The sequence below is a fragment of the Companilactobacillus sp. FL22-3 genome (assembly GCF_054881455.1).
On the sequence record NZ_JBTYYZ010000002.1, the window covers coordinates 256,730 to 281,054 of the forward strand.

The 24,325-nt window shown below is 36.3% G+C and carries 17 protein-coding genes; 12 read left to right on the plus strand and 5 right to left on the minus strand.

The genetic code is table 11. The features are described from left to right. Positions 1 to 3: 3 nt before the first annotated feature. The 6 genes from ACYT32_RS03240 (at position 4) to ACYT32_RS03265 (ending at position 7,964) form a co-directional block, all read left to right on the plus strand. Positions 4 to 1,776 carry a hypothetical protein gene (locus tag ACYT32_RS03240; RefSeq protein WP_461793359.1) on the plus strand — a complete coding sequence of 591 codons (1,773 nt, stop codon included), beginning with the start codon at positions 4 to 6 and terminating at the stop codon, positions 1,774 to 1,776. Between the two features lie 108 nt (positions 1,777 to 1,884). After that, a complete protein-coding gene (locus ACYT32_RS03245) occupies positions 1,885 to 2,868 on the plus strand; it encodes a family 43 glycosylhydrolase (RefSeq protein WP_395264451.1) in 984 nt (327 codons plus the stop codon). Positions 2,869 to 2,882: 14 nt separating this feature from the next. Then, positions 2,883 to 4,355: a PTS transporter subunit EIIC gene (locus ACYT32_RS03250; protein WP_395264453.1), complete on the plus strand. Its 1,473-nt coding sequence runs from the start codon at positions 2,883 to 2,885 to the stop codon at positions 4,353 to 4,355. 39 nt (positions 4,356 to 4,394) lie between these two features. Continuing rightward, the gene (locus ACYT32_RS03255) at positions 4,395 to 6,791 is read left to right on the plus strand and encodes a glycoside hydrolase family 3 N-terminal domain-containing protein (RefSeq protein WP_395264454.1); all 2,397 of its coding nucleotides are present in this window, start codon (positions 4,395 to 4,397) and stop codon (positions 6,789 to 6,791) included. A gap of 19 nt (positions 6,792 to 6,810) precedes the next feature. After that, positions 6,811 to 7,071, plus strand: a complete 261-nt coding sequence (locus tag ACYT32_RS03260; RefSeq protein ID WP_395264455.1) for a SemiSWEET family transporter — start codon at positions 6,811 to 6,813, stop codon at positions 7,069 to 7,071. 74 nt (positions 7,072 to 7,145) lie between these two features. Further along, positions 7,146 to 7,964, plus strand: a complete 819-nt coding sequence (locus ACYT32_RS03265) for an alpha/beta hydrolase (RefSeq protein ID WP_395264484.1) — start codon at positions 7,146 to 7,148, stop codon at positions 7,962 to 7,964. Between the two features lie 375 nt (positions 7,965 to 8,339). On the opposite strand, the gene ACYT32_RS03270 is transcribed toward ACYT32_RS03265, so the two are convergent. The 3 genes from ACYT32_RS03270 to ACYT32_RS03280 form a co-directional block, all read right to left on the minus strand. Continuing rightward, positions 8,340 to 10,883 carry a Cna B-type domain-containing protein gene (locus tag ACYT32_RS03270; protein WP_461793360.1) on the minus strand — a complete coding sequence of 848 codons (2,544 nt, stop codon included), beginning with the start codon at positions 10,881 to 10,883 and terminating at the stop codon, positions 8,340 to 8,342. Between the two features lie 346 nt (positions 10,884 to 11,229). After that, a complete protein-coding gene (locus tag ACYT32_RS03275; RefSeq protein WP_395264485.1) occupies positions 11,230 to 12,630 on the minus strand; it encodes a glutamate decarboxylase in 1,401 nt (466 codons plus the stop codon). Between the two features lie 314 nt (positions 12,631 to 12,944). After that, positions 12,945 to 15,725: a cation-translocating P-type ATPase gene (locus tag ACYT32_RS03280; protein ID WP_395264457.1), complete on the minus strand. Its 2,781-nt coding sequence runs from the start codon at positions 15,723 to 15,725 to the stop codon at positions 12,945 to 12,947. Between the two features lie 539 nt (positions 15,726 to 16,264). Between ACYT32_RS03280 and ACYT32_RS03285 the strand changes: the two genes are divergently transcribed. From ACYT32_RS03285 to ACYT32_RS03295, 3 genes are all read left to right on the plus strand, one after another. Continuing rightward, entirely contained in the window at positions 16,265 to 16,918 is a 654-nt protein-coding gene (locus ACYT32_RS03285) for a VTT domain-containing protein (protein ID WP_395264458.1), read from the plus strand. Positions 16,919 to 16,923: 5 nt separating this feature from the next. Beyond that, on the plus strand, positions 16,924 to 17,595 hold the full coding sequence (locus tag ACYT32_RS03290) for a phosphatase PAP2 family protein (protein ID WP_395264459.1): 672 nt from the start codon (positions 16,924 to 16,926) through the stop codon (positions 17,593 to 17,595). A gap of 63 nt (positions 17,596 to 17,658) precedes the next feature. After that, complete coding sequence (locus ACYT32_RS03295; RefSeq protein ID WP_395264460.1) at positions 17,659 to 18,480, plus strand: Cof-type HAD-IIB family hydrolase; 822 nt, start codon at positions 17,659 to 17,661, stop codon at positions 18,478 to 18,480. A 96-nt stretch (positions 18,481 to 18,576) separates the two neighbouring features. On the opposite strand, the gene ACYT32_RS03300 is transcribed toward ACYT32_RS03295, so the two are convergent. Beyond that, positions 18,577 to 19,494, minus strand: a complete 918-nt coding sequence (locus ACYT32_RS03300) for an ArsR/SmtB family transcription factor (RefSeq protein ID WP_395264461.1) — start codon at positions 19,492 to 19,494, stop codon at positions 18,577 to 18,579. Positions 19,495 to 19,686: 192 nt separating this feature from the next. On the opposite strand from ACYT32_RS03300, the gene ACYT32_RS03305 reads away from it, so the two are divergent. The 3 genes from ACYT32_RS03305 to ACYT32_RS03315 all read left to right on the plus strand — a co-directional run bounded on the left by ACYT32_RS03305 (position 19,687) and on the right by ACYT32_RS03315 (position 23,804). Beyond that, positions 19,687 to 20,937 carry an MFS transporter gene (locus ACYT32_RS03305; RefSeq protein ID WP_395264462.1) on the plus strand — a complete coding sequence of 417 codons (1,251 nt, stop codon included), beginning with the start codon at positions 19,687 to 19,689 and terminating at the stop codon, positions 20,935 to 20,937. 14 nt (positions 20,938 to 20,951) lie between these two features. Then, positions 20,952 to 22,766, plus strand: coding sequence for a glycoside hydrolase family 2 protein (locus ACYT32_RS03310; protein ID WP_395264463.1), 1,815 nt, complete (start codon positions 20,952 to 20,954; stop codon positions 22,764 to 22,766). 216 nt (positions 22,767 to 22,982) lie between these two features. Next, positions 22,983 to 23,804: a Cof-type HAD-IIB family hydrolase gene (locus ACYT32_RS03315; RefSeq protein WP_395264464.1), complete on the plus strand. Its 822-nt coding sequence runs from the start codon at positions 22,983 to 22,985 to the stop codon at positions 23,802 to 23,804. 86 nt (positions 23,805 to 23,890) lie between these two features. Here ACYT32_RS03315 and ACYT32_RS03320 read toward each other — a convergent pair. Beyond that, the coding region (locus tag ACYT32_RS03320; RefSeq protein ID WP_395264465.1) for an aldo/keto reductase at positions 23,891 to 24,325 on the minus strand (435 nt) is incomplete at its 5' end.

Genomic DNA, 24,325 nt, shown 5'->3' on the forward strand with positions numbered 1-24,325 from the left:
AATGTGTCAGATGTTATCAAACTATTGCCACTATTGTTCAATGGAGAAAGTCCCTTAGCACATGAAATTCAATATTCATTTATGGACTTAGTTAGTTCACTTTACAGTATTAATTTTTCAAAGCGTATTGGAAATTGGTGTAAAGCACACAACGTTAAATATATCGGTCATGTAATTGAAGATAATAATGCTCATGCTCGATTAGGATATGGTTCTGGACATTTCTTCAGATCGATGGTTGGACAGGATATGGCAGGCATTGATATAGTTTTGCATCAGTTATTGCCAGAACATAATAATGGCTATTTTAATGCGATGACATCAACGGGATGGGACGGGGAGTTCTTTCATTATGCATTGGCAGAGATGGGAACATCCTTAGGACGACTTGATCCTAAAAAGCATGGCAATACAATGTGTGAAGTGTTTGGAGCGTTTGGTTGGTCTGAAGACTTAACATTTATGAAATGGATTGCAGATCATATGTTAGTACGTGGAGTTAATAATTTTGTTCCACACGCATTTTCTATGAAAGAATATCCCGATTCAGATTGTCCACCCCATTTTTATGCTCATGGCAAAAATCCACAATATAAAGGGATGGGAGAACTTGTCTCATACATGAACAAGGTATCAACAATCTTTAGTGGTGGTGAACACGAATGTAACACTGCAGTTCTTTATCATGGCGAAGCCGAATGGTCGGGAAAAAGAATGTTAGATCAAAAGGTAACAAGAAAACTTGATGAATCACAGATTGGATTCGAGATTGTTCCGTCAGATTACATCATTGAGAGTTCATTAACGAAAAAAGCAACGTTTATTATTAACAAAATGAAATTCAACAATTTGATAATTCCATATAGTGAACGTCTTCCAAAAAAGCTTATATTAAAATTGATTCAATTAGAGAAAAATAACGTTAATATCTTGTTTATAGGTGGTCTACCAAAGGGTATTAGTGATGATTTGAAGAACACATCATTATTGAATGAGTTAATTGAAAGGTCTTCTTCAATTGAATTATCTGATTTGATAAAAAATTTGAATGATCTCAAAATTATCCGTCTTAACTCCAAGTCATATACCCCATGGTTAAGGTTTTATAGTTATAAGCTACACGATGGTTCTGTTCAGATGTTTTTTAATGAAAGTACAAAGGTAACCATTTGTAAAAAAATAAATTTAAAGAAAAAAAATTGGAAAATATATGATCCCACTTTAGATAAAATAATTGATCCGGTAATTAATGAAGATATTCTTAATATCAAGCTAGAACCATCACAAACGTTAATTATTTTTCAAGATGATTCAGAAAAGAATGATGATTATTCATATAGCAATATTTGGGAAACGTCACTTAAGGATAATAAGTGGGACATAACATTCGATGGGGTTGGACTGACAAAAAAAGCACCAATAGAGATTAAAAGCAAAGGCCTTCCTTTGTTGGGGCTCGGTGACGAATATTGTAATTTTGCTGGAACAGTCTCGTATTCAACGAAAATTAATATTTCTAAAAATAAAGCAATAATTTATTTAAAAGATGTATCTGGATTGCTTACAATTTCTGTAAATGGAAAACAAGTCGGAAGCCGAATCGGAACTCCATATGTGTATGATATAAGTTCATATATAAAAAAAGGAATAAATGACATAACTATTACTTGGACAAGTAGTTTGGGGAGGTATCAACGGGATTATCTCTCACAATATTTGGTCTTAGGCCCACTTGGTATTACAGGTGATGTAATTGTAAAAGAGTTTGATTTCTAAAAAGGAGCCCTTAACATACATCTAAAGATATGTTATATATTAGCAATTCAAGTGTCATTGTTGAGATTGTTGAAAGCGCTTATATTTAATGAGTGAAAGGAGAAAGAAATGAACAATAAAATTCATCAAGGTGGTGCCTGGTATGATACTACTGGTAATAGAATTCAAGCACATGGCGGCAGTATTTTAAAAATTAAAGATACTTATTATTGGTATGGGGAAAACAAAGAATTGACAGTGCCAGGTAGTAATATTTGGCAAAATGGAGTCAATTGTTATTCTTCTAGGGACTTTACAAACTGGAAATTTGAAAATACTATTCTAAAAAGTTCAGATGATCCAGATAATCCATTACATCCAACAAGAATTATGGATAGACCACACATTATTTTTAATGAAGCTACACAAACATATGTTATGTGGATGAAATTAGTTGGTACAAAAGAGGAACCTCATAATTGGAATTATCAGTATATGGGTATTGCAACAGCAAAACATATCACGGATGACTTCAAACTTGTAAACAAAATTGTTCCTTTAGGAATGAGCAGCGGGGACTTTGATCTTTTTGTCGATGATAATCAAAAAGCATATCTTATTTTTGGGAAAGTTCATACTGAAATTATTGTTGCAGATCTAACAAAAGACTATTTGAATGTTACCGGTGATTTTACAAGTCATCTTCATTTCATCGGTCCACCAATTGCTCGAGAAGCACCAGCTGTTTTTAAAGTAAAGGATAAATATTATCTCTTTACATCTGGAACAACGGGATACTACCCAAATCCAACATTATTAGCAGTTTCCGACAATATTCATGGGCCTTGGTACATTGCGGGAAATCCTATAATTGATGATTTAAAAAAAGATTCGTTTAATTGTCAATTTAGTAGTGTATTCCATGACACTGACACTCATCAATTAGTTGCAATTGGTGATCGATGGGTTCCTGATCAAAATGCAACGGTTGAAAAAAGTTCCTGGAATATAAACACAAGTTTATCTGAATATGTTTGGCTTCCAATATCATTTGGTAACGAAGGTCTTCCTGAAGTGATTTGGCAAGACGATTGGAATATGAATGACTTATAAAGGGGGAAATTACAATGGATTTAAATGATATGGCTACCGAAATAGTAGATGCAGTCGGTGGTAAAGAAAATATTCAAGGCTTAACGCATTGTGTAACGAGATTAAGATTTGTTTTAGTTGATGAATCAATTCCTGATGATGCACGAATTAAAAAAATTAAAAAAGTTATGGGTGTCATGCGTGCTGGCGGTCAATACCAAGTTATTGTTGGTAGCATTGTCAATGATGCCTATGATGCCGTTGAGAGGGTGTTAGGTGGAACTACATCGGCTGCCGATGCTGAAGTGCCAGAAGATTATGAAGTCGCACCGAATACATCAACGAATAAAAAGGATGAATTAAAAAATAAATTTGCCAAGGCAAAGGCAAAGAACAACACAACATTATTTAATAGAATATCTCGTGCTATGGTTAAGATGATCTTCCCGATCATCCCAACAATGGCTGCAGTCGGTATTTTAAAAGGTTTAATGTCAGTGACCTTGTTATTTGGATGGTTAACTACTAAAGATGGAACATACATCCTTTTAACGAGCATTAATGATGCATTCTTGTATTTCTTGCCAATTATTATTGCAGTATCTGTTTCTAAGGCAATTGGCTCCAGTCCATATATTGGTGTCGCAATTGGTGCCACACTGGTCTTACCGGCAATTGTAACGGCGACAACGAAAAATGTAAATATGAGTTTCTTAGGTATTCCTGTCTTACTAAAATCTTATGGTAATTCTTTGTTCCCAACAATGATTAGTACGTTGTTGGCTGGAAAATTTGAAAAATACTTAAAGAAATATATTCCAGACTATCTTGAATTCCTTCGTATCATGGTTATTTTGATTGTTATGGTTCCCTTCACGTTTATCGTCATCGGACCGTTATTCACACTCGTAAGTAAATGGCTTGCTGCCGGAACAATGGGTATTTATAATCTTTCTCCACTAGTTGCTGGTGTATTATTTGGTGCCTTTTGGCAAGTTATGGTTCTATTCGGTCTCCACTATGCTTTCATTCCAATTTTGACTGATATTACATTACGTGAAGGATCTAATGCTTTTAATCCAATTTTAGGTCAAGGCGTTTGGGCACTAGCTGGTGCAGCACTTGGATTTGCTTTGAAGACAAAAAATAAAGAACTCAAGGCAACAGGATTCTCGGGCATGACCTCAGCATTATTTGGTGTAACTGAACCAAGCATCTTTGGTATTGCTTTACCATACCGTGTACCATTTATTAGTGCCATGATTGGTGGTGCCGTAGGTGGATTGCTATCTCCAATTTTGAAAGTTAATCAATATTATCCAGCCGTTGCCGGTGGTATTTTAAGCTTTGGATCATCAATGAATCCAAATGGGAATCCACAATCCGTAATTGGTTATTTCATTTGTTTCTTCGTAGCATTTATTATTAGTGCAATATGTTCATATATTCTTACGACAGATAAGAAAATCGCTGAAATTAATGGTGGCGAATTACCTTCTGATAAATAATTATTAGTTTTTTTGCATCAAGATCAAAGGAGTTTATCTATGTCAATAATTAAAGATTACAAGGATGCGACAGCCAGTTCCGAGGAAAGAGCTAATGATTTGCTTTCTAAAATGACCCTTGTTGAAAAAATAGCTCAATTAAGTTGTTACAATCCAAAGGATAGAAGAGGTCCAAATTTAGACAAGGATTTTATTCACGGAGTCGGTTCCGTCGCATTTCTAGCTGCAGCGTGGTATAAGAGTCCGAAAGAAGTAACAGAGAAATTAAATGAATATCAACGTAAAGCCATTTCAAATAGTAGATTTGGGATTCCTGCACTATTTCAAGTGGAGACCTTAACTGGGGGACTCATTCCAGGAGCAACCAGTTTCCCGTCAGGTATTGGCCGTGGCTCAGCCTGGAATCCAAACCTTGAGAATCAAATGGGTCAAGTTGTCGGAAAAGAGATAAGTTCATTTGGAATTAGACAGGCTTTATCTCCCGTATTAGATGTTAGTCGTGATCCAAGATTTGGTCGAGAAGGAGAAAGTTACAGTGAAGATCCGACTTTAGTTTCCGAGTTGGGAACTGAATTCACAAAAGGGGTTCAAGAAAAGCATCATACAATTGCCACTGCCAAACATTTTATTGGCTATCATGGTGGAATGGCTGGAATTCACGCAGCACAAGTCGAGATACCAGAACGTGAATTGTGGGAAACGTATGCAAAGCCATTTAATGCTGCAATTAATCAAGGAAACCTGATTTCAGTAATGAACGCATATAGCTCTGTTAATGGGGAATCAGTTTTAACTTCAAAATACCTGTTACAAGATAAGCTTAGAAAAGAAATGAATTTCAATGGGCTCTTAGTGTCAGATTATGCTTCTATGGAAGAATTAGTGACCAGATTACATTTAGCAAAAGACTTTGATGAAGCGGCCATTAGAGTATTGGAAGCTGGATTCGAAGTTGAATTGCCATCGCCAGTTCTGTTCAATGAACGACTATTAAGATTGGTTAATACTGGAAAGATTAGTGAAAATCTGATTGATTGTGCAGTTCAAAGACTTTTGAAAATTAAATTTGATTTAGGACTCTTTGAACATCCCTATGCTAATAACGATACTATATCTACTAAAGATGACTCAAAGGCCAGAAAAGTAAGTCTTAATTATGCCCGAGAATCAATGGTTCTTTTGAAAAATGATGGTATTCTTCCGTTAAAAGAGGATCAATTAAAGTCAATTTCATTGATAGGACATCATATTAAATCAATCCGTAGTTTGTTTGGCGGTTATTCCTATATGAGTGTCTTGGAACTTGCAATGGGGACTCGTAATACTATGGCTGGGATAGGAAAAGATGATGGTTCGAATAATAAACCAGTTGAAACATATCCTGGAAGTAATATCGAACTGGAACATCCTTATCTTGAAAAGGCTGCAAATAAAATCTATAAAGGATGCCATAATATCTTTGACGAATTTACATACAAGCATCCGGATATAAATTTCAAATATAGCTACGGATTCCCTTACGCTGGAAATACACATGAATATTTTACAGAAGCATTAGAAAATGCGGAAAATACCGACATTTCCATTGTTACAGTAGGTGGAAAATATGGTTGGGGCACCTCTTGTACAACAGGAGAAGGAATTGATTCAGCAAGTATTAATTTGCCTCAGGCTCAAGAGGATTTTTTAAATGAGTTAGGTAAAAGAGGACTTAAATTCATCGTGGTTCATCTTGATGGGAGACCTATTTCAAGTGATGCCGCGGACAAATACGCTTCTGCAATAATTGAAGCATGGAGTCCCGCTCAATTTGGAAGCGTTGCGCTAGAGGAAACTATTTTTGGAAAGAATAATCCTAGTGGCAGACTTCCCGTAACAGTTGCCTATTCTGCAAGCCAGTTACCCTTAATCTACAATCACGACAATGGTTCAAGTTATGATGTCAATACTCAAACTTATTTTTCATCATATACAGATCTATCACATGAACCCAGATATTATTTTGGATATGGACTTTCTTATTCAGATTTTGAATATGAAAATCTATCAATTAAGGATAAATCCATCAACGCTGATGAACAACTACAGTTCAATGTGACTATTGAAAATACAAGTGATGTGGACGGACAAGAAACAGTACAAGCGTATCTCTCTGACGAATACGCATCTATGATGCGCCCCGTAAAAGAGTTAATTGGCTTCAACAAGGTCAATTTAAAGGCACACGAATCAAAAAAGGTTTCATTTAAATTAGATGCCTCTCAACTAGCATTTTTAGATAGCAAAATGAAGTGGAAGGTGGAAGCTGGAAAATTCAAATTATTGATTGGATCATCTTCAAATGATTTAAAACTAAGTGATGAATTTGAAGTAATGAATAATCAATATATTAAACGTTCAGAACAAAAGATGTGGGCGGACACATCAATAAATTAGGATGAAGGGGAATTAAAGTATGGATTCCAAAAGAACCATTCTTCTTGGAAGGTTTGCAATGCTTCTATCAATCCTAATGTATGTATCTTATGTTCCACAGATAATAAATAATCTGTCTGGAAATTATGGAAATCCGATACAACCACTATTTGCAGCCGGAAATTGCATTTTATGGTGTTTATATTCATTATTAAAAAAATATAAGGATTGGCCAATATTCTTAGCAAATTTACCAGGTATTGCATTAGCGCTGATTGCATTTATTACAAGTGTTCATTAACCACATTAAAACCAACTTAAAATCAATTTAGGTTGGTTTTTCGTATATTAATTAAAAGGAAGAAAATACTCGTGATGCAGAAAAGTCTCAAATATAAAGAAACAACTTTTACTATTAATCCATATTGGGTAGACCCAATAGTCGATTTCAATACATTATCTGATAGACCCTTAGCAATTATATGTCCTGGTGGTGCATTTAAATTTCTATCTGATCGTGAATCACAACCTATTGCGTTTAAATTTAATTCAATAGGGATGCACGCAATTGTTTTGAATTATTCATTGATTTCAGAAGAAAAAAATGTTTTTCCAATAGCACTGCAAGAACTGGCTACAACACTTAACTGGGTATACTCGCAAAGGAATGAACGACATATTGATGTTCAGAAGGTGGTTTTAATTGGGTTTTCTGCTGGTGGCAATGTAGTTGCCAATTATAATTCTTTAATGATGAATCCAAGTCAAAGAGAAAAAATATTTCCAAACAATATTCTTATAGAGCCATCTTCAAATATTCTTAGTTATCCAGTTGTTGACTTAACAATAGGATGGCCTAAAACAAATAATGCCCGTAATGAAATAACTTCGGAACAAGTATATTGGCGTGCTGAAAAAACTCTTACAAAAATGGGTAAACCAACTTTTATCTGGCAAACAGTAACAGACGAATTGGTACCTGTTCAGAATTCTTTGTTATATGCTTCAAGAATGATTGAACTTGGAATTAAATGTGAATTGCATTTATTTGGCTCAGGTAATCATGGTTTATCTTTAGCAACTTATGTTACTCAAGATAAAGGGTATGCTTCTCAAGTAAGTGAGAATGATGCTATTTGGTGGGACTTAATGACAAATTGGTTGAAATTACAAAATATTTTACCTAATAAATAATTAATTATAAATCAATATTGTTGAAGAACATCATTCATTGAATTACTATTTAATATGATTCAAGAAAACGATTGTCAGATTTAAAACAAAAAATAAGACAAACTAAAAGACCCAAATCAATATATGAAGTGCTCCTAAAGTTGATAGACATAATTTAACAACTTTAGGAGCATTTTTTTATAACCAAATACTCCTCAGAATTCAAAGTTAAATTAGTAAATGATTATTTTGATGGTAAGAAGTAAATAATCGACCGTATTGCTTTCCAAAGATCAAAAAAGACTTAAGATCATTTCATCTGAGAAAAAATCGTGCCAGTAGAAATTATCTACCAACACGATAAAGTTTAGACACAAAAATTAGAATAGAGTTTTTTTAAATTTTCTTTTTGAATAAGTAAAGCGCAAAACCAAGTGTTAACAATCCAAGCAAGCTATATATTCCAGCAGCTTCTTTAGTTCCTGTTTGTGGAAGTAAAGAACCCTTTTTGTCTGTTGAGTTAACCGGAGTGTTTGGTTGTGAAGGAGTACTTGGAATTAGTGGATTGCTTGGTAGACCTGGAGTTTTTTGATCATTTGATCCCGTTGGATTCAGAGGAGTCTCAGGATGCTCCGTCTGATTTGGAACAGACGGAATGGTTGGAGTAGTTGGAGTGGTTGGTGTAGTCGGTACGTCAGGATTAGTAGTTGTCTCAGGTGTATGTGTATTGGTAATTTGGACGCCACCATCAACTACATCGAGATTAGAAGTGTAACCGGGCACTGTGACCTCTTTAACAGAATATTGAATATCAGTATTGTTGCTCTGTTTGTCAAGTTTATCCCACGTGTACGACCAATTATTTTGTTCGTTCAAAATAACTGGAGCACCACTATTTTTGCCATCAGCGGTTAATTGAACTTCAACTTTAGTAGGACGTAATTTGTCTTTATCGTTATCGTCATTCCAACGTTTGGTAACGGTAAAAGAACGTTGATTGGTTGTCGGAGTAGTTGGTGAGTTCAGCGTATTAGTGATGACTTGGGACAACGAAAGTAATTTAAGATTTTTATCTTTATTATAATTTACTTCACTAGAATTACTTTTATAACCATTTGGCATTGAAATTTCTTTAGCGGAGTATTTTATTTCATTATCGCTAGCATCGAATAGAGGCAATCCCTTAAAAGTATAGGTCCATTTATTATTGCTATCTAAAGTAACAGGATCACCAACAGGTTCATTATTTTTATTAAGTTGAATAAGTTGAATTTGAATAGACTCTGGTCGGTCAGAAGCATTGTCATCAACCCATTTTTTTGTCACAGTAAATGGTACTGCTAGTGTGTTAGTTATAGTCTTATCATAATCATTACCATTATTGATGGTTTGGGTTGAAATGTAATTATAGGGTTGGTCGATCTCAGATACATATAAATAAGGATCTGCATTTGAAATTGGAAGGGAATTTGACCACTCATTATCGTCATTTAAGCTAATTGTCCCATATGACTTGTGATTTCCATCGTAAACACCGACGGTAATTGAGCCAGGACGGTTTTTGTAGTTGTTACCGTCGTGCCAGATTTTTTTAACCTTCATTTCCGGTAAAACATTTTTTATATCGTAGTTAGTTGGATCAGTGATTGCTATGAAACCGTCAACTGGTTCCTCACTGACAGTATAGTGATATGCGTCTCCATTTTCGTCATATTTAGGTAAGTTATAGAAAACGTATGACCAGTTGGTATCTTTCGTAACAGTTTGAGAATCTTTCTTTTTACCATTACAATTCAAATCAACGACGATTTTTTCGGGGATTGCAGTACCACTGGGTACTTTCCATATTTTGTGACCCATAATAGAAGTTATTTCATCAGTGCTTTTAGCATCGCTTCCAATTGTAGTTGTAGGTTGATTGATAGTGATGTTCTGGATTTCGTCGTGATCAGAAAGCAAATCACCGGTGTTAGCGTATGAAGTAGACTTATTATCTGGATTGGTGATTTTAGTGTAATAAGTGATAATGGCTGTCTTTTCAAGATTTCCAAAATTGATAGTAAAAGTTGACTTGTCCGCAGCAATGGCTGGTTTCAAATCTTTAAATGCATTATCGGTATCATTAGTTAAGTTACCATTGCTGTCAGTTGAAGCAGAGTTAACTTTTATTGGATGATCTTGATCGGTTAATAACTCTTGGTTTGGTCCAATTGTATCTTTGTACGAGGCGTTGGCAATTGTTTCACCTTTGTAGTTGACTCTGACGGTCCAGAGAATAGTATCGCCGGATCCAACGTAACTACCGTACTTGTATAAAACTTCAGTTGGGGAAGGAGTATTGCCTGTGCCAGTATCAGTTCCCGTGCCCATACTGTAATCGGGATTGTCTGGTGTCACTGTTCCTTTGATATTCCAGTCTAAATGGATAGGATTTTCAGTAGAAACTTCATTCAAATTCCAATTGGTGCTGACATAGAATGATCCAGATACGGGTCCGTTTTTAGACAAAGTCTCGGCTTCTTGATTAAATGTTATCGTTACAGTTCCAGATCCGATATCGCCACCTTTTTTTAAGGTAGCCGTGCCAATTTGTTTACCATTAGTTAAGTCATAAATTGGTTGTCCCTCAGTGATATCGCCAGTAATTGTCAACTGTTCTGGAACAGTTACATTCATGGTGTCGTTGGCGTGCACACCTGAAGTTGGAGTTTTAAATTCCCAATAAGCTCTGATATCTTCATATTTCCCAAAACTTGACTGCGATTTCCCCTCGGAATTTTGTAATTCCGCTTTAGTAATTAATTCGCTGCCCCAATCTTTGCCAGCTGTTCCGGCTGAATTACTATCATCAGTAGCTTTAACAATATTTACTGAACTAGTCATAAAGATAGACAAAATTATGATTAGCAGACTAAATATGTTATTTCCCTTTTTAAACATATTTAAAATCTCCCTCAATATTAAAATAGATAAGTCTTATTCGACAGATAAGAACTATTACAATTATTATAATACTATTATTTATATCCTCATAATGTAGATTTGAGAAAAAATTATAGAGAATTGATTCAATTAATTTGATTAATATGATAAAAAGGACCAATTGATATAAATATTGGTAAATTAATTAAGTTGTATCAAGAATTATTGTATTGATAAAAATCAGACAAATTTAAAAAATAAAATCAAATATCGATAGTTTTTAAAAAAAGCTGAAGATTCGACTGATACAGTATTGTATCAATCGATTCCTCAGCTTTTTGGTTAAATAAAAGTTCTAAATTGTTTAATGCGTAAATCCATAAGTTTTAATTTCTTTAGGTTTGTGGAATAGAATGTGTGAGTTTTTTAATTCTTTAATTGCGGCATGAAGGTCTTCAGTAAAATCATAGGCCATATTCATCCCAAAATCAGAGCGCACAACCAGACGTTGGACAATTTCTTTATCCAAATTGGCTGGCAGTGGGTAAGCAGGTACTTGCCAACCGTTCATCAAGAGACGATCAGACAAATCATAAAGAGTCCACTCTTGTGCGGAATCGTCTTTTAATTTGTAACAAATGATTGGTAATTTTGCGCCGTCATTGACCATCTCGAATAGTCCGGTTTTGTTGATCTCAGAAGCTAGATATTGTGCAACGTCATGGGTTCTGGTATGAATCAATTTGTAGCCATCGTAACCATAGCGAATGAAGTTGTAGTATTGGCCAATCAATTGGGATGCACTATGCGAGAAGTTGATTGCCATTGTTGGCAATTCTCCACCCAAGTAACTGACTTTAAAGACTAGCTCTTTAGGCAAAAACTGTTTATCACGCCAAAGTATCCAACCAACGCCAGGGTAGACTAAACCATATTTATGACCGGAGGAATTGATTGAAACAACATTTTTGAGACGAAAATCCCATTTAAAGTCTGGATTCATGAAAGGAGCATAGAAACCACCCGATGCGGCGTCGACATGGATATAAATTGGAAACTTACTATTTTTATTGTGAGCTTCAACTAGTTTATCTAGTCCTTCAATATCATCATATTGGCCGGTATAAGTGATTCCCAAAATTCCAACGATTCCAATCGTATAATCATCCACATAATCCATGACTTTATCTAAGTTCATTGACATGTGATCTTTGTCCATCGGTACAGTTCGCATTTCAATATCCCAGTAAACACAGAACTTTTCCCAGCAAACTTGATAGCCGGAACTGATGATTAGGTTAGGCTTTTGTGCATTGACATCGAGACCTTGTTTTTCAGCATTCTTACGCCACTTAAATTTCATGGCCATTCCACCAAGCATGCAAGCTTCAGAAGAACCAATCGTTGACGTTCCCATATACTTTTCCTGAGGATCTGCGTTCCAAAGGTGGGCAATCATATTGACACAACGGTTTTCCAGATCAGTTGTCCGGGGATATTCGGACTTGTCGATGGCATTTTTGGAAAGAGTTTCACTCATTAATTTTTCGGCTTCTGGTTCCATATAAGTTTGACAAAAAGTTGCCAGATTCAAACGAGAATTACCTTCATCTAATAATTCATCTTTAACTAATTCATAAGCTTCTCGAGGCTCGATTCCTTTTTGATTCAATTGATATTTGGGAATGTCCTTGTCCTCAGCTGCGGAGCCAAAAATTGGTTTTAAAAACTTTGATTCACTTTGACTGTCTTTTCCATAAAGCATGGCCATAGCAATCATCTCCTAATTAGTTTTGATTAATGCCTTAGTATATCTTCAGGTTTATCAGGAACCGAATCATATGACAGTTCATTTTTACCATGAAAAGCACAAACAATAAAGGAAATTATCAAGATCGTAATTAAAACTTATGCCTAAAGTTGTTTGATAAGCAACCACTTCACGGCACTTATAAGAGTATAAAAAAAGAAACCTACCGATTAAAGTATGTTTCTTAGAAATAAGTCTTTACCAATACAATCTAAATTAGATCTTCAAAGGTTGGCTTATGTAATAACTGTTTTATAAAATGTATTATTTTAAGTTCGAGAAGAGTGTTGCTGTTTGGTAAAATTACGTCTGACAAAATACTTTCTGATTTCTTCAATTAGGAAGATAGGGATAGGAATCAAGAATAAGAAGACCCAATCTCTTAATTGCAGAGGTGCTGTATTGAAGACAGATTGAACACTAGGAGTGTAAACCAAGACCGCTAGTAAGATGATTTCAAAGATAATACCGACCCAGATTCTGGGGTTACTGAAGATGCCTAGTTTAAAGACCGAGGTATATTTGGTACGACAGTTGATGGCAGCCGCAATCTGACAAAAGATAATCGCTGCTAGAGTCATCGTTGTTGCTCGATTATAGCCGATACCGGTTGAGAATAAATTCTTAGCTGGCCAACCATTCTCGATATTGACGAAGAAATAAGCCAAGGTGGAGACTAGAGAAGCCATGCCACCATACCAAGCAAAGGCCTTGATAATCAAATTCTTGTTCAAGAGGTGAGAATTTCGTGAACGAGGCGGTTGGTTCATAATACCAGGTTCAGGCTGTTCGGAACCTAATCCTAATGCTGGCAACATATCGGTTCCCAAATCGACAGTTAAAATTTGTAAAACAGTCAGTGGCAAAGGAATCAATCCTCGACTGAGTAAGAACAAAGCTGAAGGGACGGCTTCGGGCATATTAGAGTTGAAGATATATAGTAGGAACTTTTGAATATTGCTATAAACAGTCCGACCTTCTTCAACCGCGGCCACAATGGAAGCAAAGTTGTCATCGGTTAAAACCATATCAGCTGCATCTTTAGCAACATCGGTGCCGGTAACTCCCATAGCAACACCAATATTCGCTTTTTTCAAAGCTGGAGCGTCATTGACACCATCACCAGTGGAAGCAACAATTTCTCCCATATCTTGAAGAGTGGAGACGATTTTATATTTTTGTTCAGGAGCAACTCGGGCAAAAATAATTTCACCTTTTAAAGCTTCTTTTAGCTGATCAGAATTCATCTGATCCAATTCAGCTCCCGTGACGACTCGAGCCTGATTACTAGTAATACCAATTTTTACAGCAATGGATTTGGCTGTGATTTCGCTGTCACCTGTAACCATCACAATCTTAATATCAGCATTGTGACATTTTTTGACAGCATCATAGATTTCAGGACGAGGAGGGTCAGCCATGACAGTAAGGCCTAAGAAAATCAAGTTTTCTTCGGTATTGTCAATCTTTAGATTATCAACTTGGTACTGGTCCGCTTCTACAACTCGATAGGCAAAAGCCAGTGACCGCAAGCCTTGGGTCGCAAAGTTTCGATTAGCTTGATTGATTTTTGCTTTATCGTCGTCAGTCAAAGACCGAACTTGGCCATTGATCTGGATCTTCGAGCATTTTTTCAGTAGGTCACTGAGCGATCCTTTAACAGCAAAGAAAAGCTTATCATCCTGTTGATGAATCGTGGTCATACATTTCCGATCTGAATCAAAAGGTAATTCCTTAACCCGTGGATTCTCTTTGGCAGTTTCAGTAGCGTTTAGGCCAGCTTTTTGTGACACGATTACTAAAGCTGCTTCGGTCGGAGTGCCTAAAATCTTGGGTTTGTGAGTGTCTTTTGCATATTCGATCGTCGTATCATTGTTAAGTGTTGCTATTTTTAATAATTGACTGAGATCAGGGTCAGTTTGAAAATTGAAATCTTGCTGGTTCTTTTGAATTTTACCGTTGTTTACATAACCTTGACCAGTAACGGTATATTGTGCATTAGGTAACCAAATATGATTGACGGTCATTTGATTTTGAGTCAAAGTACCAGTTTTATCAGAACAAATAACTGAAGTTTCACCTAAAGTTTCGACACTATTCAAATCTTTTACAAGGGCATGTTTCTTAGCCATTCTCTGGACACCTTTAGCCAATGACAAAGTGACAGTAGGTAATAAACCTTCGGGAATAAAGGCTACGATCATACCTAATGAAAAAATAAATGATTTGGCAATGGGGTTGTGAACAAAGAGGATTGCTGCAATGAAAAAGATCAAGCCAAAGCCAATTGCAATAATGGAAATTTGTTTCGTTAAACGATTTAATTCGAGTTCTAGGGGGCTAGCTTCCTTATTTTGTTTTTGAGTCAAGGAAGCGATTTTACCAAATTCAGTATTCATCCCCGTTTTCAAAGCCACAGCCTTGGCTGTTCCGGCACCAACCGTAGTTCCAGCATACACTAAGTCCGATTCCGAAAACTTTCCTTCACCGGCTACGAATTTAACATTTTTTGATTCGGGGACAGTTTCTCCAGTTAAAGCAGATTGGTCAACTTGAACTGAAGTAGCGTCTAACAGTCTGGCATCAACCGGAACTGCATTACCAGCTTGTAAATCAAAAATGTCTCCAGGGACTAACTCAGTCGCATTGACTTGTTCGACTTTCCCGTCACGATGAACTTTAGTATAGGTAGGCAACATTGCCATTAATGAGTCGGTAGCTTTGGCGGCCTTAAATTCTTGCCAATAGCTGAACAAACCGTTGATAATATTGACTAGCCAGATAGCAATGCCTAATTCCAGTGATCCACTAAAGATAGCAATAAAACCACTGACCCAGAGCAAGATTGCCATTAGACTGGCAAAGTTTTTCAGAAAAGTAATTAATTGTGATTTCTGCTTGCTACGGTGAATTGTATTTTGACCATATTTAGTCAGACGCCGTTTGGCCTCGGAGTCGGTTAAGCCGTTAACATTTGTCTTAAAGTCTGTCAGTAACTGATTGATTGGTTCAGTTGCGAGATTAACTTTTTCAGATTGAATATTTTTCAATTTAATCACCAACTTTGTAAATACATAGAATATTTGGTTCTCAATATCCCTTATTATAAATCTGTTAAGACATTTTGAATGAGATAATTATAAATATTTATACCTAAAAATGATTATTTGGCCAAACTGCAAAAAATATTTGGAGAATCTTGAAATAGTGATTATCGCGGTGAGAAATTTAGAACCGTAACCTTCACACAGATTTTTTTAAACTTAGGTGTAGCGTTATATCGATGAAAAAACTTAATAATGCAATTATTTGTGTTTGATTTTTGATGATTGGCTGTTAATAATATAGGCCGATGAATTACTAGTTCATCAACACACAAATGGATACCAGATTATTATGTCAACAACTAAGCAAAATATTTGGTTGCAAATTAACGAGGATCTTCAGTGATCTTGACCATTAAGAATGGTTGATTCACTGAAGATTTTTTTATTTTCTGAAAAATTCTCAGAATAATTTAATTTTTTGTATGTGGAAGGCCTGTGGCTAAATAGTTAAGCTAGCTGTATTAATTCAGGAGGACAAAACAATGACGGCCATGACACTAGGCGCAATTTTTAATTTAACAACTTTATTGCCAGCACTGATCAACCAGTTTGGTTCATTGGTATACGTGGGTTTATTCATCATCATCTTTGTAGAAACAGGTTTAGTTTTTTTCCCTTTTCTACCCGGTGATTCACTGCTCTTCTTGAGTGGTTCAATTGCAGCCATTGCTAACCAAGGACTGAACGTCTATGCCTTGATTATTCTTTTGAGTATTGCGGCTATTTTAGGCGATTCAACTAATTTTGAAATTGGTAAACGGTTTGGAAAGTATTTGACGACGAGTGAAAAATGGATGAAACGCATTAATCCTAAACATTTAGAAACAGCTCGAGCATTCTTTCAAAAGCATGGAAATAGCGCTATTTTTCTGGGTAGGTTTGTTCCTATTGTTAGAACATTGGTCCCATTTGTGGCTGGTGGTAGTGAAATGCCATATTACAAGTTCATAACTTATAACTTTTTAGGTGGGATCTCTTGGGTCCTTGTCGCAGTCCTTTCGGGATATTTCTTTGGCAATATTCCCTTAGTTAATCAACATTTTGAGTTGATTATGGTGGCAATTGTAATTGTTTCCTTATTACCAGTTGCCATTGTCAGCTTAAATGAACGAAACAAGGTCAAGAAAGAAGGATAAACAAAGTGATTTTTGAGAAAAGAAAAAATCGTGGCATTGAAAGTTTTAGTTTTTGTCTAGCATTTATATTTTTATTGATTGCGGTGAAATTGAATGCTGACTGGTTAGTTAGCTTAGATTCAATGATTCAAAACATTACCACAATCATGACTGATTCATTTTTAGCAAAGATTTTTCAGTTTATGGCGGTTCTTGGCAGTCCCGGAGTAGTTGTAGGAATCAGTCTGTTGATTGCAATTATCTTTTTGGTCAAAAAAGAAGATGTTACTGCACTTTGGATCACCTTTACGATTCTTGGTGGCGATATGATTGCTTTAATTTTTAAAGAAATTGTTCGTCGTCCTCGGCCATTGCACGTTATTGGCGGTGAATCAGGTTTTAGTTTTCCAAGCGGCCATGTATTTGGAACCACGATTTTGGTATTGATCATAATTTATATCGTTGTACCAAGAATTAAAGGTTATGAAAATCGGTTCGTCTTAACCAACATTATGTGGCTTTGGTTATTATTGATGGCAATTTCAAGAGTTTGTCTGCGAGCTCATTTTCCATCTGATGTAGTCGGAAGCATCTTATTAGCTACCGGTTGGTGGAAATTCGCTCAGATTCTTTATCTGAAATTTTACGGTTTAGCTAAGGACACAATTGACCGAATTCGTTTGATGTTGGCAAAATAGATTCAATTATCTCAAAATCATTTTTGTGATATGATAAAAAGATGATTTTATGGAGGTAAGTGGATGACGATTAAATTAGTTGCCTTTGATATGGATGGAACGTTCCTAAATGATAAAAATACTTATAACCACCAACGATTCGGTGAGATTTTAAATAAACTACGTAATAAAAATATTCGGGTCGTTGCGGCCAGTGGCTCTCAATACCAACGGTTGCAAGATCAGTTTAAAGAATTTAAAGAAGAAATGGATTTTGTTTCCCAAAATGGAGCGGCAGTTTATAGTAATGATCAACCACTTTTGATTCAAGCAATACCAGAAGAAGCGGTCAAAGCGACCTTGAAGATTATCAATCGTCAATTTGCGGCAACTGATATTGCAGAACATTTGGTAGTCGGTTTGAAGTCGGCTTATGTTGACCAAACGATTTCTCAAGCTGCTTATGATTTGACTTATCATTACTATAATCACTTACAACGAGTTGAGGACTTGCCGTTAGTGACCCCGAGCAGTTTGCAGGATCAAATCACAAGTATCGGCGTTACATTCCAGCCACATGTAGATATCGTAGCAGCTATCAATGACTTGAGAAGTTCTTTGCCAGTTGGATTATCTAGTCAGACATCTGGTTATAATACAGAGTTGATCTGTGAGGATTCGGTTGATAAAGCTACTGGTTTGAGCAAGTTACAAGAAAAATTCAATATTGCGGACGATGAAATTATGACTTTTGGCGATAATGAAAATGATTTGAGTATGTTGCAACTGACGCCGTATGGTTATGCAATGGCCAATGCTTCAGACAAAATCAAACAACATGTTAAACACTTTACTGATACAAATAACGACGAGGGTGTCTTGAACGTTTTGAGCCGTTTAGTCTAAAAAAAAGTATCTTCAGATTTTTACAATAGTCTGAAGATACTTTTTTTTTTGACAAGAAGTGATTCCAGCGATTATTCGTTGAAAACATTTTAACAGTTAATTGTTTTTTGATTCGGTGTAATAAACAGTCACTTGGATGTCCTGAGGGTAATTACCAAACTGATGTCCAAAAATAGTCAGGCCGTGTGGAGATCCGCTTGGTGGCAAGGTCTCAAAGGCTAAACGTAATGGAGCTTGATTAGATATTTTTAGTTGGGACAAGTTGACGTCAGAGATTTGTTTACCATCAACACCAGTGTTTTGATCGGTGATTCGAATATGCTTTAACACACCATATTGACTATAATCTTTATCCCACCAACTAGGAGTAAGTCGGCCCCGAACATCGGAAAAATTACCGGGTACTGTAAAGGCACCTAAAAATTGGTTATTTATATAGCATCCAATTGATGAGGGCCAATTGTTATTAGAACGAGGGAATTCGGAAGACATTTCCGCAGATATTTCGAGCATTTTAGGTTGAATATTTGGAGGTAGTTCATTGGGAATCTGATACTCAATTCTTCCTTTCGTAAACCAAAGTAACTGGGCTTGAAAACGATCAGGCAATAAAAAAGCATTGGGATCATCAAACTTACCAATTACCCTAGAGTCATCTGCTAGACCACAGCTAGCCGAGACGTTTTGAATCGCAAAGTAGTTACCCAAAGGGATTGAATAGGTCAATCTTTGATATTTGGGGAATAATAATCTAGGTAGATGAATATTAATATCTTGAACTGCTAATTCCAACTTGTTTTGACGATCATCATCAGAAGCTTTTTTTACTATGAGACCGGCATCTAACAATTGTGCCAAATTCTTTGAGATCGCCGACTCGCTCAAGGACATCTTTTTAGCTAATTCAGAAGCTGTGGTAATACCTGAACCGATATTACGAATGATTTCTAAACGGATCTCTGAACCTAATGCTCGATAAACTGGCAATGCGTGGTTGCTAACATCTAAATCCATAACATTTTCCTTTCCATTTTGGTTAACTATTTCAAATATCAAGTAATCGATTACATTGATATTTGACTTTTTAGTAAAAGCGTCAAAGTAGTGTTGTAATCGGTTACATTCAATGTTAATTTAGAACTGGCCAAAGATATTATAACATATTTAGTTAACTAAACCATTAAGTGTCTGGGAGGGCGAAAAATTATGGAAGTACAACACGGTCATGTTAATGAACATTCTTCTGAAAATAAATGTCCAACTCGGCTAGGGATGGCTTTACTAGTCGGCCCTGCGGGTTGGCTTGGTGCTTATGTTGGTCTTTCTGCAACATTATTACCTAGTCGTATTGGTGCGATTGATCCAACTAATAAAGTTGCATTGGTAGCATTATTCTCGACAGTTGCGATGATTGTTTCCGCAATTGCTAATATCGTTTTTGGAGCTCTATCTGATATGACGAGAAGCCGTTTTGGTCGGAGAACTCCTTGGATCATTGGGAATTCAATTGTTTCAGGTTTATTTTTAGTAGCACTAGGTGTTTCAAGAAATATCTGGATGATGCTGGTAATGTGGGCCTTATTCGAAATTGCTTCTAATGGAGTTGTGGCACCTATGGTTGCCCAAATTTCTGATCGTGTACCAAAGCGCTGGCAAGGATCAATTTCTTCCTTCTATGCTGTTGGTATGTCAGTTGGTAATTATGGTTCAGGTGTTATTGCTGCTCAATTTTTAAACAATGTTGTTTCCGGTATTATTTTCTTTGCCATTTGGACAATTGCTCTCGGGTTGATTTCAGCTTGGTTGGCTCAAGAACCAGGTAATCAGTCTGATCAAGAAACTAAAGTTTCTATGAAAGAGATTCTAGCTAATTTTAAAGTTCCTACCAAAGGCGCCAAAGATTATTATTTAGCTTTAATCGGTAAATTGTTGATGGTAACCGGACAATATATTATTGTCGGATATCAGCTTTATATTTTTAAGGACTACATGAAGTTAAATGCAGCAGCGACCGCAAGAACTTTGACTTTAATGTCAACGGCCTTAATGATCACCGGTATTTTTTGCCCAGCAATTGTTGGACCAATTGTTGATAAATTACATCGGGTAAAAGGCCCAGTTGCTATCACGACAATTATGCTTGGTGTTGGTGCATTTCTTCCATTCTTGTCTCGTTCACCTTGGACAATGATTGCTTACGGTGTTATTGCCGGTATCGGTATGGGCTGTTACAGTTCCGTCGACCAAGTTCTTAATATTCAAGTTTTACCAAATAAAGATAATGCTGCGAAGGATTTAGGTATTATTAATCTTGCCAATACCGCAGGGATGGTTTTAGGACCAATTATTGCGGCCATTATCATTTCAAATTGGGGATACCAAGCAATGTTCCCAATTGAAACTGTAATCTGCATCATCGGCGGTGGCATTATTATGATGATCAAGAGTGTTAAATGAGGGAGTAGTTTGCGATGACAAAAAGAACGGAATATCCACGTCCACAATTTCAACGTAAAGAGTGGACTAGCTTAAATGGAACATGGAACTTTGCTTTTGATGATAAAAATATTGGTTTATCGAAAGAATGGTTTCAGAATCCAGAGTTTGACCAAAAGATTGAAGTACCATTTGCTTATCAAAGTAAATTGAGTGGAATCAACGAATTGGACCCACATGATGTGGTCTGGTATCAAAAGGATTTCGAATATTCAAAACAAGAAAACCAAGCTTTATTATTACACTTTGGTGCGGTCGATTATACTGCAACCGTTTGGGTCGATGGTGAAAAAGTCGGTCAACACGTTGGCGGTGAAACAAGTTTCTCATTTGATATTACGAATTATTTGAATTCTGAAAGGAGCCACTCATTAGTCGTCAGAGCTGAAGATTTAACTACTAATGAAGAACAACCACGTGGCAAGCAAAACTGGGTTGGACACAGCTTCTCGATTTTCTACACCGGGACAACGGGAATCTGGCAGCCAGTTTGGCTTGAACCAGTAAATGTTGAACGAATCAAAGATTTGAAGTTCATCCCTGATATAGATGAAGGAACAATTAGAATTATGGCTGAACTGGAGGAGCAACATCGAAATCCAGTTAATGTCACAATTCGTTATGATCAAAAAGAGATTTGCCGAGTTACGGTCAAACCCGAAGCAAACCATGTTGACATGACCTTGAACCTCTTTGATCATCATATTTTCCGCACAATGTTTCATAATGATGGTTGGACTTGGACGCCAGACCATCCAGTCTTGTTCGATTGTGATGTTGAATTGAGATCAACTGATGACCTAGTACTGGATCATGTAAGTAGTTACTTTGGGATGAGAAAGATTCACACTGAAGACGGACAAATTTATCTCAACAATCGTCCACTTTATCAAAAACTAGTGCTTGATCAAGGCTATTGGCGGGAGGGATTATTAACAGCTCCCAGTGATGATGCCTTTAAGAAAGATATCGAAATGACTAAGGAGATGGGCTTTAACGGTTGTCGGAAACATCAAAAGGTTGAGGACCCAAGATTTCTATATTGGGCTGACAAATTAGGCTTCCTAGTTTGGGGTGAAAGTGCAGCCGCACCAGCCTTTACTGCAAAATCTATTCAAGAAGTAACTGACGAATGGCAAGAGATCATCCAACGTGATTTCAACCATCCAAGTATTATCGAGTGGGTTCCAATCAATGAAAGTTGGGGAGTTCCTCAAATTCACTCTGACCATCAACAACAACATTATGCTCAAGCACTTTATCATTTGGTACACGCCCTTGATTCGACCAGATTAGTCGAGTCAAATGATGGTTGGGAACAAACCATTACTGATGTCTGTGGCATTCATAATTATGCCCAAGGAAATAAAGATGAACCTGAAAAATATGCTCATTTTGTCGATTCATTAGCAGATTGGCAGCGTCTCGTAGCTCAACCACCTGGTGGCTGGAGAACTTTTGCTAAGGGATACAAATATCAAGGTCAACCAATAGTTTTGACTGAATGTGGTGGAATTGGTTATAAGAAAGCTTCTAATGATGCTGGTTGGGGTTATACATCAGTCAGTTCAGATGAAGGTTTCTTGAATGATTACGGTCGAGTAATTAAGGCCATTGCTAAGTCGCAAAGTTTAGTAGGTTTTTGTTACACCCAACTCTGTGATGTTGAACAAGAGGTTAATGGATTATTAACTTATGACCGAGAATTCAAAGTCGATCCAAATAAGATCAAAGCAATTAATGATTTCTTTGTTCCCGCTAGTGTTAAACCTTTCGATGATAAAAAATAGTCAATTATTTCATTAAAATGTTCCATAATTGTTAGATATATAAAATCCAGCAATTATGGAACATTTTTTGCGATAAAAACTGTGGTGTTGGATATTGTTGCTCATTTTAGAACAACTTAGGTAAACAAAATTCTTTTTATTAGTCATGATGGTTGCGTTTACAGAAATAGTTCGCTAGAGTATTAAGGTAAACCTAAAAGTTGAGAGGGTATTAATATGTATAAAATGATTGTCTGCGATCTTGATGAAACGTTAATGAATGATGATGGAACTCTATCAGAGAAAAATGCGGCCGCAATTCAGGCAGCCACTGCTAAAGGAGTTCATTTTGTTCCCAATTCGGGTCGTAGCTATACGTCCTTTCAAAATGATTTAGAAAAAATGCATTTGAAAGACCAAGTCAACGAGTATTCTATTTCTTATAATGGCGGATTGGTTTTGGAGAACAAGAATAACAAGCCCTTGATCATCAATGCTATGCCATTTGAAACTGCAAAAGCTGTTTTTGAAGTAGGTGCTAGTAATTCAAAAGCTGATACGCACGTCTATACTCAAGATAAACTCTACATTTATCATCCAGTTAAAGATGACACGGATTATTTAGAGAATCGAGGCGTTTCCTTTGAAGTAATGGAAACACCTGACTTCGATCGTTTTAAAGATCAAAATATTATGAAAGTTATCATGGCTTTGCCAACAATTGAAGAACGCAAACAAATGCGTACCGCTGTCGAGAGTAAAGTTGACCCTAGTAAATTAGCGACAACTTTCTCTTCTGGTCGTTACGTTGAATTCAATCCAGCGGGGATCGATAAAGGTAGTGCAGCGATTCAATTGGGTGAAAAGTTGAATATTAAACCGGAAGAAATTATTGCAGCCGGTGATAATAGTAATGATTTGCCCATGTTACAAGTGGTTGGTTTACCGGTTAGCGTTGCTAATGGGATTGATACTGTTAAAAAAGCCGCTAAATATATCACTACTGCCGATAATAACCATGATGCTTTGGCAGAAGTTATAAATAAATTTGTTCTGTAGAAAAACTTTTTTCCACACAAAAACATCCTAGTAAACTGATCTTCTTTGAGGGTCAATTTTACTGGGATGTTTTTCATTTTGGGAAACTATCCAATTATTTTGTTTATTTGTTCGATCTCATCTGCAGAAAACTTTAAGTTATCTAAAGCCTTTAAGTTATCATCTAGATGCTGATTATTAGTCGTACCGATAATCACACTGGCAACGACTGGGTCTTTTAATAACCAAGCCAAAGACATTTGACTGAGCGTTTGATCACGATTCTTGGCAAAGTCGTTCAAGGCATTTAATTTCTTGACCAGGGCAAGTGGTCCATTGTCCAACAAACTAGCATTAGTATGATGAATATGAAAATCCTGTGGAATTTCTTTCAAATAACGGTCGGATAATAAACCTTCACTCAATGGTCCATAAGCAATCACGCCAGCACCGTTATCTTGTAATAGTTTTGCTAAACCGCTAGTTTCAACGTGATTGTTCAACAGATTTAAGCTCATTTGATCGAGGACAAAAGGAGTTCC

Bases quoted from the DNA above. Each gene is read 5' to 3' on its own strand.
- ACYT32_RS03270 (WP_461793360.1), bottom strand. From the start codon at position 10,883: ATGTTTAAAAAGGGAAATAACATATTTAGTCTGCTAATCATAATTTTG.
- ACYT32_RS03250 (WP_395264453.1), top strand. From the start codon at position 2,883: ATGGATTTAAATGATATGGCTACCGAAATAGTAGATGCAGTCGGTGGT.
- ACYT32_RS03275 (WP_395264485.1), bottom strand. From the start codon at position 12,630: ATGCTTTATGGAAAAGACAGTCAAAGTGAATCAAAGTTTTTAAAACCA.
- ACYT32_RS03305 (WP_395264462.1), top strand. From the start codon at position 19,687: ATGGAAGTACAACACGGTCATGTTAATGAACATTCTTCTGAAAATAAA.
- ACYT32_RS03285 (WP_395264458.1), top strand. From the start codon at position 16,265: ATGACGGCCATGACACTAGGCGCAATTTTTAATTTAACAACTTTATTG.
- ACYT32_RS03255 (WP_395264454.1), top strand. From the start codon at position 4,395: ATGTCAATAATTAAAGATTACAAGGATGCGACAGCCAGTTCCGAGGAA.
- ACYT32_RS03260 (WP_395264455.1), top strand. From the start codon at position 6,811: ATGGATTCCAAAAGAACCATTCTTCTTGGAAGGTTTGCAATGCTTCTA.
- ACYT32_RS03315 (WP_395264464.1), top strand. From the start codon at position 22,983: ATGTATAAAATGATTGTCTGCGATCTTGATGAAACGTTAATGAATGAT.
- ACYT32_RS03310 (WP_395264463.1), top strand. From the start codon at position 20,952: ATGACAAAAAGAACGGAATATCCACGTCCACAATTTCAACGTAAAGAG.
- ACYT32_RS03295 (WP_395264460.1), top strand. From the start codon at position 17,659: ATGACGATTAAATTAGTTGCCTTTGATATGGATGGAACGTTCCTAAAT.
- ACYT32_RS03245 (WP_395264451.1), top strand. From the start codon at position 1,885: ATGAACAATAAAATTCATCAAGGTGGTGCCTGGTATGATACTACTGGT.
- ACYT32_RS03265 (WP_395264484.1), top strand. From the start codon at position 7,146: ATGCAGAAAAGTCTCAAATATAAAGAAACAACTTTTACTATTAATCCA.
- ACYT32_RS03300 (WP_395264461.1), bottom strand. From the start codon at position 19,494: ATGGATTTAGATGTTAGCAACCACGCATTGCCAGTTTATCGAGCATTA.